Genomic DNA, 15,284 nt, shown 5'->3' on the forward strand with positions numbered 1-15,284 from the left:
GAATTTTGATGAAACGGCTGGTTGCCTGGCTGATGAGCGGCGTGCTTCTGGCCGGCCTGCTCCTTTCCCTGTTCCTTCCCTCCGCCGCTCAGGCCGCAGAGCGCCGAAATCTGGTGGACGACAAGATTGCCTCCGCCCAGGGGAAGGTGGATCTCAACAATTCCTCAGTTCGAAGCTTCCAGCAATTTCCTGGCATGTATCCAACCCTGGCCGGCAAGATCGTGATCAGTGGGCCCTACGAATCGATCGATGACGTGCTCAGCCTCGATCTGACCGAGCGTCAGAAGGAACTGTTCGAAAAGTATCGCGATAATTTCATCATCACGCCGTCTTCAATCGCCCTCAACGAAGGCTTTGATCGCATCAACAACGGCGTCTACCGCTGAGCCCTAAGCTCCAGCTCCCGCCTTGAGGCGGCATGGCTGCGGACGCTCGATCTCAACCGCTCCTGGCCAGCCATTGGGATGTGGTGGTGGTCGGTGGCGGCGCCGCCGGGCTGATGACCTGCCTGGAACTTCCCGTTGGCTTGCGGGTGTTGTTGATCAGCAAGGACAGAGCACCGCTCTCGGCCAGCCGCTGGGCCCAGGGGGGCATCGCGGCGGTGACCAGGCCGGAAGACAGCTTCACGAGCCACCGCCAAGACACGCTCAAGGCCGGTGCCGGTCTCTGCGATCCCCAGGCCGTTGAGCTGCTCGTTCGTCAGGCGCCGGCCTGTGTGGAGCGCTTGCTGCAGCTCGGCATGGCGTTCGATCGCAGCAATGGAGGTCTGAGCACCACCTTGGAGGCCGCCCACAGCCACCGCCGGGTGCTGCATGCCCAGGACCGCACCGGCGGAGCCCTGGTGGACGCCCTCGAGCGGGAGGCCAAGCGGCGCCCGCTGCTGGAGCAGCGCCAGGGCCTGCTGGCCCTGAAACTCTGGGTCGAACGGGGCCGCTGCCAGGGTCTGCAGGTTCTCGATGGCCTGCAGGTGCGCTGGCTGCGGGCCCGGGCCGTGGTGCTCGCCAGCGGCGGCGGCGGCCACCTGTTCGAGAAAACCACCAACCCGGCCCAGGCCACCGGCGACGGGGTGGCGATGGCCTGGCAAGCCGGCGCCCAGGTGCGCGATCTCGAATTCGTTCAGTTCCACCCGACCGCCTTGATGCTGGCGGGCGCTCCCCACTTCCTGATCTCTGAAGCGGTGAGGGGCGAGGGCGCCCGGCTGGTGGACCACAGCGGCCAGAGCCCCGTGGCCCAGCTGGCGGGGGGGGATCTGGCCCCTCGCGATCAGGTCAGCCGCGCCCTGGTGCGAACCATGCAGGAGCAAAAGGTGGACCAGCTCTGGCTCGATCTGCGGCCGATCGGCGACGCGCGACTGGAACGGCAGTTCCCCACCATCCTGGGGCGCTGCCGGGAGCTTGGCCTGGAGCCGACCACCACGCCGATCCCGATTGCACCGGCGGCGCATTACTGGATGGGCGGCGTCAGCACCGATCTCAGCGCGGCCACCAGCCTGCCGGGGCTCTATGCCGTCGGAGAGGTGGCCTGCACCGGAGTGCATGGTGCCAATCGCCTGGCCAGCAATTCGCTGATGGAATGCCTGGTGTTTGCGCGCCAGCTGGGCGGGTTGACCCTGGCAGACCCTGACGGGCCAACCACTGCCGAGTCAGCCGTGGGCGGGCCGCAATCTGAACCCTGCACCGAGGCCCAGGCCCATGGCCCCGTGGATCGGGACAACGCCGCCATCGCCGGCCAGATCGCGGCGCTGCGGCGGCGCTGCTGGCGGGTGGCCGGGGTCGAACGTTGTGGCAGCGAGCTGCGCCAGGCCCTCGCGGACCTGCGGCTCGAGAAGCTCGAACTGGAGCATGAGCCTCTGCTGCGCGAGCTGGAACAGCTCGAACCCGGCCAGCGTCTGGCCCTCAGCCCAGCCCAGCGCCGCCGCCTGGAGCCGCTCCAGGACCTGCGGCAGATGCTGACGCTGGCGATCCTGCTGGTTGAAGCCGCCGAGTTCCGGCAGGAAAGCCGTGGCGGGCACTTCCGCACCGATGCCGCCAGCACCCAGCCGTTCTGGCAGCGCCACACGGTTCAGCAAAAAGACGCTGCGATTCAGACCGCCGCCCTCGGCCAGATCAGCAGCCCTAGGAGGGATCGGCGGGCTTGAAGCCGCTCAGCTCAGCCAGCCGAGCCAGGGGCTTGACGCCTGAATCCAGGCGGCCGTTGATCTCCCAGCTGGGGAAGCCCTGAATGTTCTTCTGATCGCACAGCGCTTTCTGGCTGTTCACCCCGTCGGCAGCGCACTCAACGATGGTGAGATCCTTGTAGGCCTCCTTGCCGAACATCTCTTTCTGCTCGTGGCAATGGGGGCACCAGTAGGCCGAATACATCACAGCGCCGGTGGCCTTGAGATGCTCAGCCAAAGCCACGGTCGCCGGGGTGCTGGCACTCATCACCACGGGCGGGGTGCCACGGGTTGACAGGGCCGCCGGCCGATCGACGGAGGCGGCCCAGCCCAGCCCAACCAGACCCACCACCAGGGCCAGAATCACGGCGCGGAAGATGAGCTGGCCACGGTCGGGCCAGTCCCCGCCGATCAGGCTGAGAACGAACAGCGCCACACTCAGAACCGCCGAGAGCACGCAGAAAAAGCAGAAGGCCTGGATCTTGAAGACCAGCAGTCCCATCAGCAGCAGGCTGAAGACCGCCATGCCACCGCTGGCCAGAAACAGGCCCCACCAGCTCAGCGCCGAGAGATTGGCCCGTTGCTCACCCTTCCAGACCAGCGGCAGCAAGGCCATCACCAACACGGCGGTGTAGGCCAGAAAGCCGAACAGGGAGAGCGGCTGGCCCAGCACACTTCCCCAGACGCTGTTGAGCACCTTGTCGCAGCCCTCGGCACCACCCGGGCAGTTGAGCGGACCGATCAGGCCCCAGCGCTTGAGGGTGATCGCGCCGGTGTCGATCGCACCGATCGTGGCCAGAACCGCCATCAGGACGCGGATCCAGCGCCGGCCCGGTTCGTTACGGCGGCGGCTGCCCAGCCGGCTGGTGAGTCGGGTGTTGGTCAAAGAAAAGGAACCGAATGTTGGAATTGTGGCAGGACCCGTTGACCACTGGATTGGTTGCGGATCGCCTGGTCGAGAGCGCTCTGGAGCGCCGCCACCCGGGCCGGATCCACGGGTCGCTCGATCAGCCCATCCTCTTTCATCTCCGTGCCGGCGATCACCCCATCGCAGTGGGGAACCAGCGCGGCGATCCGATCTTCGGAGGCGCCGCTGCCGATCAGCACGGGGGCGCCCCTGGCCGCCGCCGTCGCCCGCTCCAGATCACGGCGGGCGGTGGGCTGGCCGGTGCCCACACCAGAAACGATCACCCCATCAGCCCCACCACGCTGGAGTACATCGGCCACGGCTTCGGCCATGCCCAGCGGTGCCAGCGGAGACCCGTGCTTGACGAGCACATCGGCGAGAATCAGAACCGATTCGGCGGCCAGCAGGCGCCTGCGGCGCAACAGTTCGGCGGCCTGCCCCTCGATCACGCCCTGGTCGGTCACGCAGGCTCCGCTGAGCACATTCACCCGCAGGAAACGGGCCCCACTCACCTGGGCGATCGCCAGCGCCGAGAGGGGATCGTTGCGCAGCACGTTGATGCCCAGGGGCAGGGGCGTGGCCGCCGCCACGCTGGTGGCGATCCGGGTCATGGCGGCCACGGTTTCCGCCGGCACCGTTCCGCGCCAGAACGGCACATCTCCGAAGTTCTCGACAATCAGGCCATCGGCGCCGCCCTCGGCGTAGGCCCGGGCATCGGCGAGGGCCGCCGCCAGCACCGCCCCGAAATCACCGCACCAGCCAGGCGACCCCGGCAACGGCTGCAGATGCACCACCCCAATCAAAGGGCAACGCAGTGGGAACAGGCCCTGCCAGCGGCAGGCGGCGGGATCAGGGGCTTGGGGCGTAGATCTCATAGGGTGTCCATTCCGGCCCTGGGCTCGATCGTTCGATGAGCAAAACCGCAAGCAAGCCCACTGTGGCCTTTGCGCACCTGGGCTGCGAGAAAAATCGCGTCGACACCGAGCACATGCTCGGCTTGCTGGCCTCGGCGGGCTACGGCATCAGCGCCGACGAGAACGAGGCGGCCCTGGTGGTGGTGAACACCTGCAGTTTCATCCAGGAGGCCCGGGAAGAGTCGGTGCGCACCTTGGTCGAGCTGGCCGAAAAGGGCAAGGAACTGATCATCGCCGGCTGCCTCGCCCAGCATTTCCAGGAGGAATTGCTCGAATCATTGCCCGAGGCCAAAGCGATCGTGGGCACCGGTGACTACCAGCACATCGTGGAGGTGCTGGAGCGGGTGGAGGCTGGCGAGCGGGTCAACCGGGTGAGCGCCGAGCCCACCTTCGTGGCCGACGAACACCTGCCCCGCTACCGCACCACCACCGAGGCGGTCGCCTACCTGAAGGTGGCCGAGGGCTGCGACTACCGCTGCGCCTTCTGCATCATCCCGAAGCTGCGCGGCGACCAGCGCTCCCGGCCGATCGAGTCGATCGTGGCGGAAGCCCACCAGCTGGCGGCCCAAGGCGTCAAGGAGCTGATCCTGATCAGCCAGATCACCACCAATTACGGCCTCGACATCTACGGCAAGCCCCGCCTGGCCGACCTGCTGCGCGCCCTCGGCGAGGTGGAGATCCCCTGGATCCGGGTGCATTACGCCTATCCCACCGGCCTGACGCCCGACGTGCTCAACGCCTACCGGGAGGTGCCCAATGTGCTGCCCTACCTCGATCTCCCCTTGCAGCACAGCCATCCCTCGGTGCTCAAGGCGATGAACCGCCCCTGGCAGGCCAACGTCAACGGGGCGCTGCTCGATCGCATCCGCGCCCAGCTGCCCGAGGCGGTGCTGCGCACCACCTTCATCGTCGGCTTCCCGGGCGAAACCGAGGAACAGTTCGAGCACCTGCTGGCCTTCGTTGAAGAACAGAAGTTCGACCATGTCGGCGTGTTCACCTTTTCTTCAGAAGAGGGAACCGCCGCCGCTGATCTGCCCGATCAGGTTCCGGCCTTGGTGGCGATCGAGCGGCGCAACCGCTTGATGGAACTTCAGCAACCGATCGCCGCGGCCCGCAACGCCAGCTGGGTCGGCCGCATCGTTGATGTGCTGATCGAACAGGAAAACCCAGCCAGTGGCGAGATGCTGGGACGCTGCGCCCGCTTCGCTCCCGAGGTGGATGGGGAAGTGCGGGTCCAGGTGGGCGAAGGCGGCCTCTGCGCCAGCCCTGGCGCCCTGGTGCCGGCGCGCATCACCGCCTCCGACCACTACGACCTTGAAGCGGTGCTGGTGGGCAGCAAAGCCATGGTGGCCAATCTCAGGGGACGCGGTTGAGGGACTGGATCCTGCTGGCCATGAGCGGGCCAGGCTGGTGATGACCTTCCTGATCGGCCTGGTGCTGGCCCCGGAACCGCTGGCTGGGATCAGATCAACTTGATGCCTCTGAGCACGGTGGAGAGCAGGAAGGCCGTGACCAGCCCAGCTCCAACAAGACCGAGATAGAGCACGACGCCCATGGTCGCCAAAGACACACAACCCCGTCATTAGAGCAGAAGAGGCTCTGATTCCGGGGGGAGCGCCTAAGGTGACCGTCAATCAGCACGGGATACGACCGCACCTGGGGAAGGGTGGGTCCCCGTGGTCATCACTCCCCGGAACGGCATGCGCACCCTGCTCATCTACCCGGAATTCCCGAAGACATTCTGGAGCTACGAAAAGATCCTCGAGCTCGTCAATCGCAAGGTGTTGCTGCCGCCCCTGGGCATGGTCACCGTGGCGGCCCTGTTGCCCCAGCACTGGGAGTTCAAGCTCGCTGATCGCAACGTCAGGGAGGTCACCGAAGCCGAGTGGAACTGGGCGGAGCTGGTGATCATTTCCGGGATGATCGTGCAGAAGGCCGACATGGCCGTGCAGATGGCCAAGGCCAAGCAACGGGGCCTGCCGGTGGCCGTGGGCGGGCCGTTCGCCAGCTCCACCCCCGATGCTCCTGAGCTGGATCTTGCCGATTTCAAGATCCTTGACGAAGGCGAAATCACCCTGCCGCTGTTCATCGAAGCGATCGAGAAGGGGGAAACCAAGGGCCGCTTCAGCTCCGAAGGCGAGAAGCCCGATGTCACCGGCACGCCGATTCCCCGCTTCGATCTTCTTGAGCTCGATGCCTATGACTCGATGTCGGTGCAGTTCTCGAGGGGTTGTCCCTTCCAATGCGAGTTCTGCGACATCATTGTTCTTTACGGCCGCAAACCGCGCACCAAAACGCCAGAGCAACTGGTGGGCGAACTTCAATATCTCTACGATCTGGGCTGGCGCCGTTCCATCTTCCTGGTCGACGACAACTTCATCGGCAACAAACGCAACGCCAAGTTGCTGTTGCCTGCGATCAAGGAATGGCAGATTGAGCACGGCTACCCCTTCAGCTTCGCCACCGAGGCTTCAGTCGACTTGGCCTCAGACGAGGAGATGATGTTGATGATGGCGGAAAGCCGCTTCGACAGCGTTTTCCTGGGCATCGAAACCCCCGACGAAGGCAGCCTGGAAACGGCCAAGAAGCTGCAGAACATGCGCAGCTCTCTGGAGGAATCCGTTGATCGCATCACCTCCTACGGAATCCGGGTGATGGCTGGATTCATCATCGGCTTCGATGGCGAGAAGACGGGAGCCGGCCAGCGGATCGTTGAATTCGTCAGCCGCACCGGAATCCCTGCCGCGATGATGGGCATGCTGCAGGCACTGCCGAACACCGGCCTCTGGCATCGCCTCGAGAAAGAGGGCCGGCTGGTGCAGGACAAATCCTCGGCCAAGGGCGTCAACCAGACCAACCTGCTCAACTTCGTGCCGACCCGGCCGATCAGGGAGATCGCCACCGAGTACGTCGACGCCTTCTGCGCCCTCTATGAACCCAACGCCTACATGGACCGGGTTTATCACTACTACCTGAAGGTGGGCGAGCCGCGCTGGCAAAAGTATCTCAAGCCCGCCGATGCCAAAGCCAAGCTTCCCAGCTGGACCGATGTGCGCGCTCTGGGCATTGTCGTCTGGCGGCAGGGAATCAAGCGCGACACCCGCGGCCGCTTCTGGCGCTACATGTTCGGCATTGCCCGCAAAAATCCCTCCCAGCTCGAGCAATTCCTCGTGGTGCTGGCCCACAACGAGCACTTCATGGAATACCGCAGTGTGGTCACCATGGAAATCGAAGGTCAGCTCAAGAGCCTGCCTCCCGAGCTGCCGCCGGCTACCGCAGACGTCAAAGAGCTGCAACCGGTCTGATCAGCTGGTCTGAACTTCCGGTCTGAACTTCCGTTCTGAGCGGTCTCAGTCCTGGATGTAGGGCCGGCCTTCCTGCAGGCACCGCTCGGCTCTCTGCAGTTCCCTGCCGAGATAAAGGGCGTGGTCGAGACGGCTGATCGGCAGGGGCACGGGCCGTTCGCTCAGCTGAATGCCCAGTTCCTTTGCCGTACGGCCGCGATACACCCGCTGCGGCAAGCGCACCTCGCCGCCGCGGCAGCTCAAGACCTCGCCGGAGTCCGGATCGGTGGCGAGCCCCTGGGCATTGATGCCATTGCCGTAGTGCTCGGCAATCAGTTCACCAGCCGCCGGGTCCAGCTTGATCAAGAGGTAGCCAGCAGGATCAAGCTCGATGCTCCGCTGCGACAGCTGCTCATCCAGCGCCTGCCGCAATTCGGCCGTGATCGGCTCCGGCTGAACCTGGTTCATCAACCTGTGACTGCACGCGGGGGGAACAGCCCCCCTTTCCTTAGAGGCTCAGCCTAAATCTCCGCCTCGGCCAAGCGAATTGGCTTCCGGTTGTCCGTCCAGGGCCCCCTGGGGCGCTGCCAGCGGCAGGTCACGGCGGCTGAAGGGAAGCTCGGCATTCTCCGCCTCAATCTCCTCAAGCAACTGGGCATTGGCCGGCGGCAGCCAGCCGCGCAGGAGGCTGTCAAAACGGGGGTCACTCCAGCGGTGCAGGGAGGCCCTGGGCTGGGCCAGAAAGCCGCGCCGGCGCTTGTGGCTGCCGCCCGCACCTGGATCGAAAGAACGAAGCCCCTGCTGGATCGCCCACTCAATGGGGGCGTAATAACAGACCTCGAAATGGAGATTCTCGATTTCTTCTGTGCTGCCCCAATAGCGTCCCCAGAGGGTGTCATGGCTGTACACGCAGAGCGACATCGCCACCGGATCGAAGGGATCACCGCGGTGGGCACTGAACAGCACCAGATTCTCGCGCAGTTGCTCAGCGGCGAAAGCAAAGAAGGCCTCGGTGAGGTACTGACTGCCCCAGGCCCCCCAGCGCTGACAATGCCGGGCATAGAAGCTGTGCATGTGCCGCACCATCGAGGCCGGCAGGTCGTCCCCCGCCAGCGGTGTGACGGTCAGACCAGCAGCGCCGATCGAGCGGCGCTCACGGCGGATGTTGCGGCGCTGGTTGGCATTGAAGCTGGCGAGATAGTCGTCGAAGCTTTTGAAGTCTCCATTGCTCCAGAGGCTCTGCTGGTTGAGCCAGGTGGCGCAGCCCGCCGCTTCCGCCAGGCCCTGCCAGGCGGGGTCGACGTAGAGAAAGTTGCAACTGAGGATGTGATGCTCGCGGCAGAAGTCGTCGATCAGCTCGAGCATCAGCGCCGTCAGTGCGGCGGCTTCTTCACCAGCGGCAATATGGAAGCGGTAGCCCTGCACCGGACTGACCGGGCTCATCCCCAGCAGTTTCGGGTAGTAGCGCAGGCCCAGCTGACCAGCCAACTGGGCGAACGATTGATCAAAAACGAACTCGCCATAGCTGTGGCCCTTGAGATAGAGCGGCGCCACGGCGATGAGGTTGTGCTCGCGCCAGAGGCTCAGATGGCACGGTTGCCAACCCTGGCGGGGCGCCACACTGCCGGAGGTTTCAAGCCCCTGCAGCCAGCGCCAGCTGTAGAACGGCAAGCCGGCCGGGGCTGTCAGCGCCTGCCATTGCGCTTCGGGGATCTCCTCCATCGCCCGATGCCAGCGGGCCAGCAGCTCAGCCATGGTGCAAAGGGGATCCGGCCGAGGGGCGGCTGCGCAAAACTAACCGGATGAGGCCAATGACCGAGCGCCCTGTCGCGATCCCCCCAGCACTGCTGGGCGCCCTCGCTGCCGCAGCCCTGAGCACCGTTGCGCTCAGGGCTGCGCCCGCGCGGGCCGGCTTGTTGGGTCCTGTTCTGCAGTTGATGCGCCCCCAGCTCGAGCGACGGCTGAGCGAGATCTGCCTGGACGCGGCAGCCGGCAACCAGGCCGCCCTTGAAGAGATCCTCAGGGGGCCGTGCCGCCAGGTAGCCGGGAGCGCCAGCCAATGCCTGATCAAGGAAGCCGAATCCAGCGGACGCAGTCTCGGGGTGATGACCGAGATGCTGGCTGGCCGGTTGGGCGACGACATCGAAGTGGTGATCAAACGCTGCGCCGCCCGTCTGCTCGGACTTCCCAGCGACACCCTTAAGGATGTGCCACTGCAGAAGCTGCAAAAGCGCTTCCGGATCCCTTCGGGTTAATCGGTCAAAGGGTCAGCGGGGTAGCTGCTCAATCAGGCCGATCGGTGGATGGCTTGCTCCATCTTGGCTACCGGTCTTGGTGCCGAACCCGGCGGTAGCGCAGCAGCAGTTCTCCCTCTCCGAGCGGGCGTTGCTCCAGCAGGTCCCAGTTTTGCGGGGGGATCGACGCCGCCCATGGCACCCAGCCGTGGGGGCCACCCAGCAGGACCGGGCAGACGGTGAGCTGGAGCTCGTCCACCAACTGCTCAGCCAGCAGGGCGGATGCCAGCTCGGCGCCACCGAGCAGCACCAGCCGCTCCAACCCCAACCGTTGAAGCGCTTCTAAGCTCTCCGGCCAGGCTTCCAGCCGCAACAGGCGCGAGAAGCCGGCGCGGACACCAGAGGCCCGAAGCGGCCCTGCCTGCAGCAACCAGCGCTCCAGCGGCTGATCGAAAAAGGGCAGGCATGGATCCAGCAGGCCCTGACGGCTGACCACCACGGCGATCGGCTGTGGCGAGCGGCAGCTGCCCAGCCGGGCTTCAAGCAGCTGGGGCCGATGGATCAGGCAGGTGTCGCCGTGCTGCCTGAGGGTGCCTGCGCCAATCAGGCAGCCATCGGCCCAGGCCAGGGCCTCTTCCAACACCTGGCGATCACCTCGGCCTCCGAGCTGGGCTGCGCCGCCACTCGGGGGAGCCAGTCGGCCGTCGAGGCTGACCGCCAACACCAAGCGCAGCCAGGGCCGTGGGCTCAAACGGCGGCGAGGGCCTCCAGCGATGCCGGCCGCATCTCCAGAAGCGGCACTTCGGCAAAGACCTCGGCGGCATTGTTCGGGCTCTCCTGCAGGCGCACCTTATGCAAGCTGGCGCCCGCGGCGGCAATCGGTGCCGTCAGCAGGTCGGCGATGTGCAGGGCGATGTTTTCGGCGGTGGGCACGCAGGCGGCGAAATGGGCCACATCCTTGTTGAGGAAGGTGTGATCGAAGGGCTCCACCACCAGATTGTTCACCAGCTGCTGCAGCACGGCCAGGTCGCAGACCATGCCGGTACGCGGATCGATCGTGCCGCGCACCGTGACATCGAGCAGGTAGTTGTGGCCATGGCCGTGGGGGCGGGCGCACTTGCCGTAGATCTGCTCGTTCTCGGCCTGGGAGAGCTCGGGACGGGCCAGCCGGTGGGCGGCAGCGAAGTGAGTGCGAATCGAGAGGAAGGCTTCCATGGTGTTGTCGAGCAGGTCGGCCCAGAGGGTGGGTTGTTCGTAGAGGCGCAGACCGATCAGGGGCAGATGCGGCGCCAGGCGCTGCCAGATCGCCTGGAGCAGGGCTTCGGTGGTGGGCAGTCGGCCCTCGGGCCGGCTGAGATCAAATTCGGGCCAGCAGTCGTTGAGGAAGCGGAAGTCGAGGGGCTCGGTCACCTCACGCCGGATGGCGTGCTTGACATCCGAGAGGTTCAGCACCATGCCGTCCTGGTCGAGACCACCAGCCATCGACACGATCAGTTCATAGTTGTGGCCATGGCCCGGGGCCAGGCTGCAACGGCCGAACCTGGCCTCGTTCTGCGCATCACTTAACTCCGGCAGCCGATAGAGATGGCTGGAGCTGAACGTGGCCCGGCGGGTGATCACGCAGGGTCGCCCCTGGCCATGGGCGCCAGCCAGCGTCGGCCCGGGAGGCTCGCACAGCGTTGGTGGGGTCAACGTTGTGGTCATCCTTGATCGTCCCGGCAGTTGGGTCATCCTAGGGAGCGTGATCAGGCAGAGCTGGTTGGGCCATCCACCCTCCAGCGCCACGCCAGTCCCCATCAGGCCGCTCCCCGCCCTTGTCTGCTTCCGATCCCAGCCCATTGCCACAGCCTTTGCCGCAACCATCTGCGCAGACTTCCCCGCAGGCCCTGAGCGAGCGTCTTGGCGGCATCAACATTTATTTGGTCGGCATGATGGGCGCCGGCAAGAGCGCCGTCGGCCGCCCCCTGGCCGACGCTCTGGGCTATCGCTTCGTTGACGCCGACCAGGTTCTGGAGCAGGCCGCGGGACGACCGATCCCAGACGTGTTCAGAACCGATGGCGAAGCCGGGTTCCGTGAGCTTGAGGCCTCCGTACTCGCGCGGATCTCGGCCTGGCATTCGCTGGTTGTGGCCACCGGCGGCGGCGTGGTGTTGCGACGCGAGAACTGGGGCCAGCTGCAACAGGGGTTGGTGGTCTGGCTGGATGCACCGCTGCCCCTGGTGCTCGAAAGGCTGAACGCCGATCCAACCCCGCGCCCCTTGATGCAGGCCAGCACCGATCCGGCCATGAGCCTGGCGGAGCTAATGGCGCAGCGACAGCCGCTCTATGCCCAGGCGGACCTGCAGATCCAGCAGGACGGCCGGCCGGCTGGCGCGGTGGCCCAACAGGTGCTTGAGGCGTTGCCCGGCGTGCTCAAAGACCGTTAACGGCGGGGCGGCTCCAGACGCACGGCGAACCACTGCACGGCAACGCCGGGCTCCAGCTCCAGTTCGCAGGCGGTGTCGAGCAAGCGTTCGGCCCGGGCCCGGTTGTCAGGAAGGGCAACCAGATCACTGGGAGGCTCCGGCAGCGCCGCCAGCCGCTCGATCAGCCAATCGAGGGTCTCGGCTGCCGTCAGGGTGCGCTCGCCCACCTGGGGCTCGAGAACCACGTAGTGATCAAGTTCGCGCAGCAGGGGATCGGACATGGCACAGGGTGTCGGTTCAGTCTGGGGCCTGATCTGGAACGCCCACCCCACCGCGGCCAAGGCTCAGGTAGAGCCGGTCCCGCCAGTCGAACAGGGAAACCAGCAGGGGATGGTCGGCAAAGCCAGGAACGCCCTGGCCGGCCAGGGGCGCACCGGCGCTGGCGGGGAACTTGAGCAGGGAGAGCTGGGCGGCCACAGCCAGATCAGCCAAGGACAACTGATCGCCGACCAGAAAGGGGCGACCAGCGGCCAGCACCGCCAGCTGCTCCAGGCTGGCCTGCAACTGCTGACGGCCGTCACGCCCGATCAGCTCTCCAAGGCCAGTGAGCAGTTCCCCGGGCAAGGCCCCAACCAGGGAGCGCAGTGGCCCCGGCGTTGCTTCGGGCAGCAAGGCGCTGCGCAGCAGGCCGTCGTGGCTGGCGGCCTGGAGCAGGGCCAGGCGAACCCCGGCGGCCATGGCCGTATCGGCCCAGTCTTCGAGCAGGAGGACGCGGGCACGTTCGAGCGGATCGCTGGGGAGCAGCGACACACCCTCGCCTTTGCGCTCCAGATAGTCGGCAATGGCGGATGAATCGGCGATCACCTCCGCTCCATCGCGGAGCACGGGCACCTGGCGCTGGCCAGAGAGCCGGAACAAGTCGAGCTGACCCAGGCCAGGGGTGACCTCGATCACGGTGTAGTCGAGTTGTCTGGCGGCCAAGACCAGCCGAACCTTCTCGCAGAAGGAAGAATGCCTGAACTGAAAAAGCTCCAACTTCGTCGCCTCGGACCCCGTGGCGGCAGAGTAGCTGTGATTCCGCCACGCCTCGCGCTGGGACTGCCGCGCCATACCGCCTGCCATGAAGGACTTTTTCCTGAACGTGACGCGCTATCCGCGTTATCTGGTGGCCATCAGCCTGGGGGTGTTCAACTCGGTGTTCGAGCCGCTGGCCAAGCGGCGCAGCAACCCGGTCACCGCCGTCGCCCTGGTGGGCGCCCTGGTCAGCGGCATGCTCAGCCTCACCCTGGTGCTGCGTGCGATGGTGAACCCCTCACCACTGGCTTAGGCATGGCACAGGGCCGACGGGTGGAGCGGGTCGCGGCGCTGATCCGGCGAGAGGTGAGTGAACTGCTCGTCCATGGGCTTAAGGACGAACGCATTGCCCTGGGCATGGTCAGCGTCACCACGGTGGAGGTGGCCGGCGACCTGCAGCACTGCAAAATTTTCGTGAGCATCTTCGGCAGCGAAGATGACCGCCAGGAAGCCTTGGCCGGGCTGAAATCGGCCACGCCTTTTGTCAAAGGGGAACTGGGCCGCAGGCTCAAGCTGCGGCGCACCCCTGAGGTGATCTTCCAGCTCGATCGCGGCATCGAAAAAGGCACCACGGTGCTGGGGCTGCTCAACCAACTCGGGCGGCAACGGCTGGAGCGGGGAGAGATTCCAGCTGGCAGCGATGAACCAGGCGTTGATGAGCTAACCCGCGATGACAGCCCAGCCTGACTGGCGCCGCTTGAGCTTGAAGGAGCAGGTGGCGCGCCTGGTCGTGTTGCGTGGCAGCGGCCATCTCAGCGATGGCCAGCGCCGCTATCCCCGCTGGGAGCTGCCCAATGCGGAGCTGCAGCGGCTGTTGCGCCTGGGCGTGGGCGGAGTGATTCTCCTCGGTGGCAGTGCCGCCGAGCTGCGCCTGCGCACGGGCCAGCTCCGGGCCTGGGCGGGCCATCCCCTGCTGCTCTGCGCCGATGTCGAAGAAGGGGTCGGCCAACGCTTTGAGGGGGCCAGCTGGCTGGTTCCGCCGATGGCCCTCGGTCTGCTCCACCGCAGCGATCCTGCCAGGGCCGTCCTTCTGGCGACCGCCTACGGGCGCTGCACTGGCCGCCAGGCTCGCCTGCTGGGTCTGAACTGGGTACTGGCGCCGGTCTGTGATGTCAACAACAACCCGGCCAACCCGGTCATCAACGTGCGGGCCTGGGGGGAAGATCCAGGCAGCGTCGGAGAGCTGGCGACCGCCTTTCTCCTCGGCACCCAGGCCGAGGGGGTGCTGGCCTGCGCCAAACACTTCCCCGGCCACGGCGACACCAGCAGCGATTCACACCTGGAGCTGCCCGTTCTCGCCCACGACCGCGAGCGGCTTGAGGCCCTGGAGCTGCCCCCCTTCCGCCAGGCGATCGCGGCCGGGGTCGCCAGTGTGATGACCGCCCACCTGCAACTGCCGGCACTGGATCCCCAGCGTCCGGCCACCCTTTCAGCGGCAGTGCTCGATCAGCTGCTGCGCCAGGACCTCGGCTTCGCTGGGCTTGTGGTGACCGATGCCCTGGTGATGGAGGCGATCGCCGGGCAGTGGGGCGCTGGCGAAGCGGCGGTGCTGGCCTTTGCCGCCGGCTCCGACCTGCTGTTGATGCCCGCCGACGCCGATGCCGCCATCGAAGCCCTGCTCGAAGCCCTGCAGAGCGGGCGGATCCCCATGGCCCGGCTCGAGCAGAGCCTGGAGCGGCGCGAGCGCGCACTCTCCTCTACGTCGCTGCCGGCCCCGGACCCAGGCGATGCGCTGTCTCTCGGCGATCTCGAAGGGCTCGAATCGAACGCAGAACGGGCACTGGCCAGGGAACTGGCGACGCTGAGCCTGCAGGCTCAGGGTGTGGCCCAGCTACCGGCGGGGCCAGGCCTGAACCTGATCCGGCTCGACAGCAGCGTGGCCAACGCCTTCCTGCCGCTGATGGCACCGGCCCTGCAGCGCCCGACCGCTTTGGGCTACGCGGCCTGCCTGATCGATGGACGCAGCCCGAGCCCCTGGAACAACGACACCAGCGCACCCCTGGCCCTGGAGCGGCTACCGGCCGGCCCGGTGCTGCTGCAGCTGTTCGTGCGCGGGAATCCCTTCCGGGGAAGTGCGGGCGGGGAGGAACCCTGGCCTGCGGTAGTGACCCAGCTGCTGGGAGCCGGGCGCCTGGCCGGGCTCGCCGTTTACGGCAGCCCCTATCTCTGGCAAACGTTGCAGCCGTTGCTGCCAGCCGATCTGCCCGCGGCCTACAGCCCGGGGCAGATGCCTCTCGCCCAGGCCATGCTGCTCGAGCGCCTCGGACTGGGCGCAGGCGGCATCGAAGGCGGTTTCACCGACTAGGGCCCG

Annotated in this window: 18 protein-coding genes; 9 read left to right on the forward strand and 9 right to left on the reverse strand. The window is 66.3% G+C overall.

From position 1 onward, the window contains the following. Positions 1-8 precede the first annotated feature (8 nt). Positions 9-386, forward strand: a complete 378-nt coding sequence (gene psbU / locus BM449_RS04265) for a photosystem II complex extrinsic protein PsbU (protein WP_071800197.1) — start codon at positions 9-11, stop codon at positions 384-386. A gap of 32 nt (positions 387-418) precedes the next feature. Next, complete coding sequence (gene nadB, locus BM449_RS04270) at positions 419-2,137, forward strand: L-aspartate oxidase (RefSeq protein WP_071800199.1); 1,719 nt, start codon at positions 419-421, stop codon at positions 2,135-2,137. Here nadB and BM449_RS04275 read toward each other — a convergent pair. Both BM449_RS04275 and BM449_RS04280 read right to left on the reverse strand, forming a co-directional pair. Beyond that, a complete protein-coding gene (locus BM449_RS04275) occupies positions 2,115-3,041 on the reverse strand; it encodes a vitamin K epoxide reductase family protein (protein WP_071800201.1) in 927 nt (308 codons plus the stop codon). The genes nadB and BM449_RS04275 overlap by 23 nt on opposite strands. Then, a complete protein-coding gene (locus BM449_RS04280) occupies positions 3,038-3,937 on the reverse strand; it encodes a BtpA/SgcQ family protein (protein ID WP_071800204.1) in 900 nt (299 codons plus the stop codon). The genes BM449_RS04275 and BM449_RS04280 overlap by 4 nt, the downstream gene beginning before the upstream one ends. 35 nt (positions 3,938-3,972) lie before the next feature. Between BM449_RS04280 and rimO the strand changes: the two genes are divergently transcribed. After that, the gene (gene rimO, locus BM449_RS04285; protein ID WP_071800206.1) at positions 3,973-5,349 is read left to right on the forward strand and encodes a 30S ribosomal protein S12 methylthiotransferase RimO; all 1,377 of its coding nucleotides are present in this window, start codon (positions 3,973-3,975) and stop codon (positions 5,347-5,349) included. Between the two features lie 89 nt (positions 5,350-5,438). Here rimO and BM449_RS04290 read toward each other — a convergent pair whose 3' ends face one another. Next, positions 5,439-5,531 (reverse strand): cytochrome B6, encoded by a 93-nt coding sequence (locus BM449_RS04290; RefSeq protein ID WP_071800208.1) that lies wholly within the window; start codon positions 5,529-5,531, stop codon positions 5,439-5,441. Positions 5,532-5,676: 145 nt separating this feature from the next. On the opposite strand from BM449_RS04290, the gene BM449_RS04295 reads away from it, so the two are divergent. Continuing rightward, positions 5,677-7,281: a B12-binding domain-containing radical SAM protein gene (locus BM449_RS04295; protein WP_071800210.1), complete on the forward strand. Its 1,605-nt coding sequence runs from the start codon at positions 5,677-5,679 to the stop codon at positions 7,279-7,281. A 45-nt stretch (positions 7,282-7,326) separates the two neighbouring features. Here BM449_RS04295 and BM449_RS04300 read toward each other — a convergent pair whose 3' ends face one another. Together BM449_RS04300 and BM449_RS04305 are read right to left on the reverse strand one after the other, a co-directional pair. Continuing rightward, positions 7,327-7,728: a DUF4346 domain-containing protein gene (locus BM449_RS04300; RefSeq protein WP_071801962.1), complete on the reverse strand. Its 402-nt coding sequence runs from the start codon at positions 7,726-7,728 to the stop codon at positions 7,327-7,329. Positions 7,729-7,776: 48 nt separating this feature from the next. Next, positions 7,777-9,015 carry a GNAT family N-acetyltransferase gene (locus BM449_RS04305; protein WP_071800212.1) on the reverse strand — a complete coding sequence of 413 codons (1,239 nt, stop codon included), beginning with the start codon at positions 9,013-9,015 and terminating at the stop codon, positions 7,777-7,779. Positions 9,016-9,071: 56 nt separating this feature from the next. Here BM449_RS04305 and BM449_RS04310 point away from each other — a divergent pair, with 56 nt between their 5' ends. Beyond that, complete coding sequence (locus BM449_RS04310) at positions 9,072-9,515, forward strand: hypothetical protein (protein ID WP_071800214.1); 444 nt, start codon at positions 9,072-9,074, stop codon at positions 9,513-9,515. A gap of 67 nt (positions 9,516-9,582) precedes the next feature. Here BM449_RS04310 and BM449_RS04315 read toward each other — a convergent pair whose 3' ends face one another. After that, complete coding sequence (locus BM449_RS04315) at positions 9,583-10,245, reverse strand: RibD family protein (RefSeq protein WP_071800216.1); 663 nt, start codon at positions 10,243-10,245, stop codon at positions 9,583-9,585. Further along, positions 10,242-11,198 carry a 6-carboxytetrahydropterin synthase gene (locus tag BM449_RS04320; RefSeq protein WP_083544382.1) on the reverse strand — a complete coding sequence of 319 codons (957 nt, stop codon included), beginning with the start codon at positions 11,196-11,198 and terminating at the stop codon, positions 10,242-10,244. The genes BM449_RS04315 and BM449_RS04320 overlap by 4 nt, the downstream gene beginning before the upstream one ends. Positions 11,199-11,422: 224 nt before the next feature. Between BM449_RS04320 and BM449_RS04325 the strand changes: the two genes are divergently transcribed. Next, positions 11,423-11,920 carry a shikimate kinase gene (locus tag BM449_RS04325; protein WP_083544619.1) on the forward strand — a complete coding sequence of 166 codons (498 nt, stop codon included), beginning with the start codon at positions 11,423-11,425 and terminating at the stop codon, positions 11,918-11,920. Here BM449_RS04325 and BM449_RS04330 read toward each other — a convergent pair. Next, on the reverse strand, positions 11,917-12,180 hold the full coding sequence (locus BM449_RS04330; RefSeq protein ID WP_071800220.1) for a chlororespiratory reduction protein 7: 264 nt from the start codon (positions 12,178-12,180) through the stop codon (positions 11,917-11,919). The genes BM449_RS04325 and BM449_RS04330 overlap by 4 nt on opposite strands. 16 nt (positions 12,181-12,196) lie before the next feature. Further along, positions 12,197-12,934, reverse strand: a complete 738-nt coding sequence (locus BM449_RS04335) for a glutathione S-transferase family protein (protein ID WP_071801964.1) — start codon at positions 12,932-12,934, stop codon at positions 12,197-12,199. Positions 12,935-13,019: 85 nt separating this feature from the next. On the opposite strand from BM449_RS04335, the gene BM449_RS04340 reads away from it, so the two are divergent. Genes BM449_RS04340 through BM449_RS04350 form a run of 3 tightly spaced genes read left to right on the forward strand, consistent with a single transcriptional unit; the run spans position 13,020 to position 15,278 of the window. Further along, positions 13,020-13,226 carry a DUF751 family protein gene (locus BM449_RS04340; protein ID WP_071800222.1) on the forward strand — a complete coding sequence of 69 codons (207 nt, stop codon included), beginning with the start codon at positions 13,020-13,022 and terminating at the stop codon, positions 13,224-13,226. Positions 13,227-13,228: 2 nt separating this feature from the next. Further along, on the forward strand, positions 13,229-13,660 hold the full coding sequence (gene rbfA, locus BM449_RS04345; protein WP_071800224.1) for a 30S ribosome-binding factor RbfA: 432 nt from the start codon (positions 13,229-13,231) through the stop codon (positions 13,658-13,660). Further along, positions 13,644-15,278: a glycoside hydrolase family 3 N-terminal domain-containing protein gene (locus BM449_RS04350; protein ID WP_071800226.1), complete on the forward strand. Its 1,635-nt coding sequence runs from the start codon at positions 13,644-13,646 to the stop codon at positions 15,276-15,278. The genes rbfA and BM449_RS04350 overlap by 17 nt, the downstream gene beginning before the upstream one ends. The last annotated feature ends 6 nt before the right edge of the window (positions 15,279-15,284 follow it).

The sequence above is a fragment of the Synechococcus sp. SynAce01 genome, from assembly GCF_001885215.1.
In the GTDB taxonomy this organism is placed as follows: domain Bacteria; phylum Cyanobacteriota; class Cyanobacteriia; order PCC-6307; family Cyanobiaceae; genus Regnicoccus; species Regnicoccus frigidus.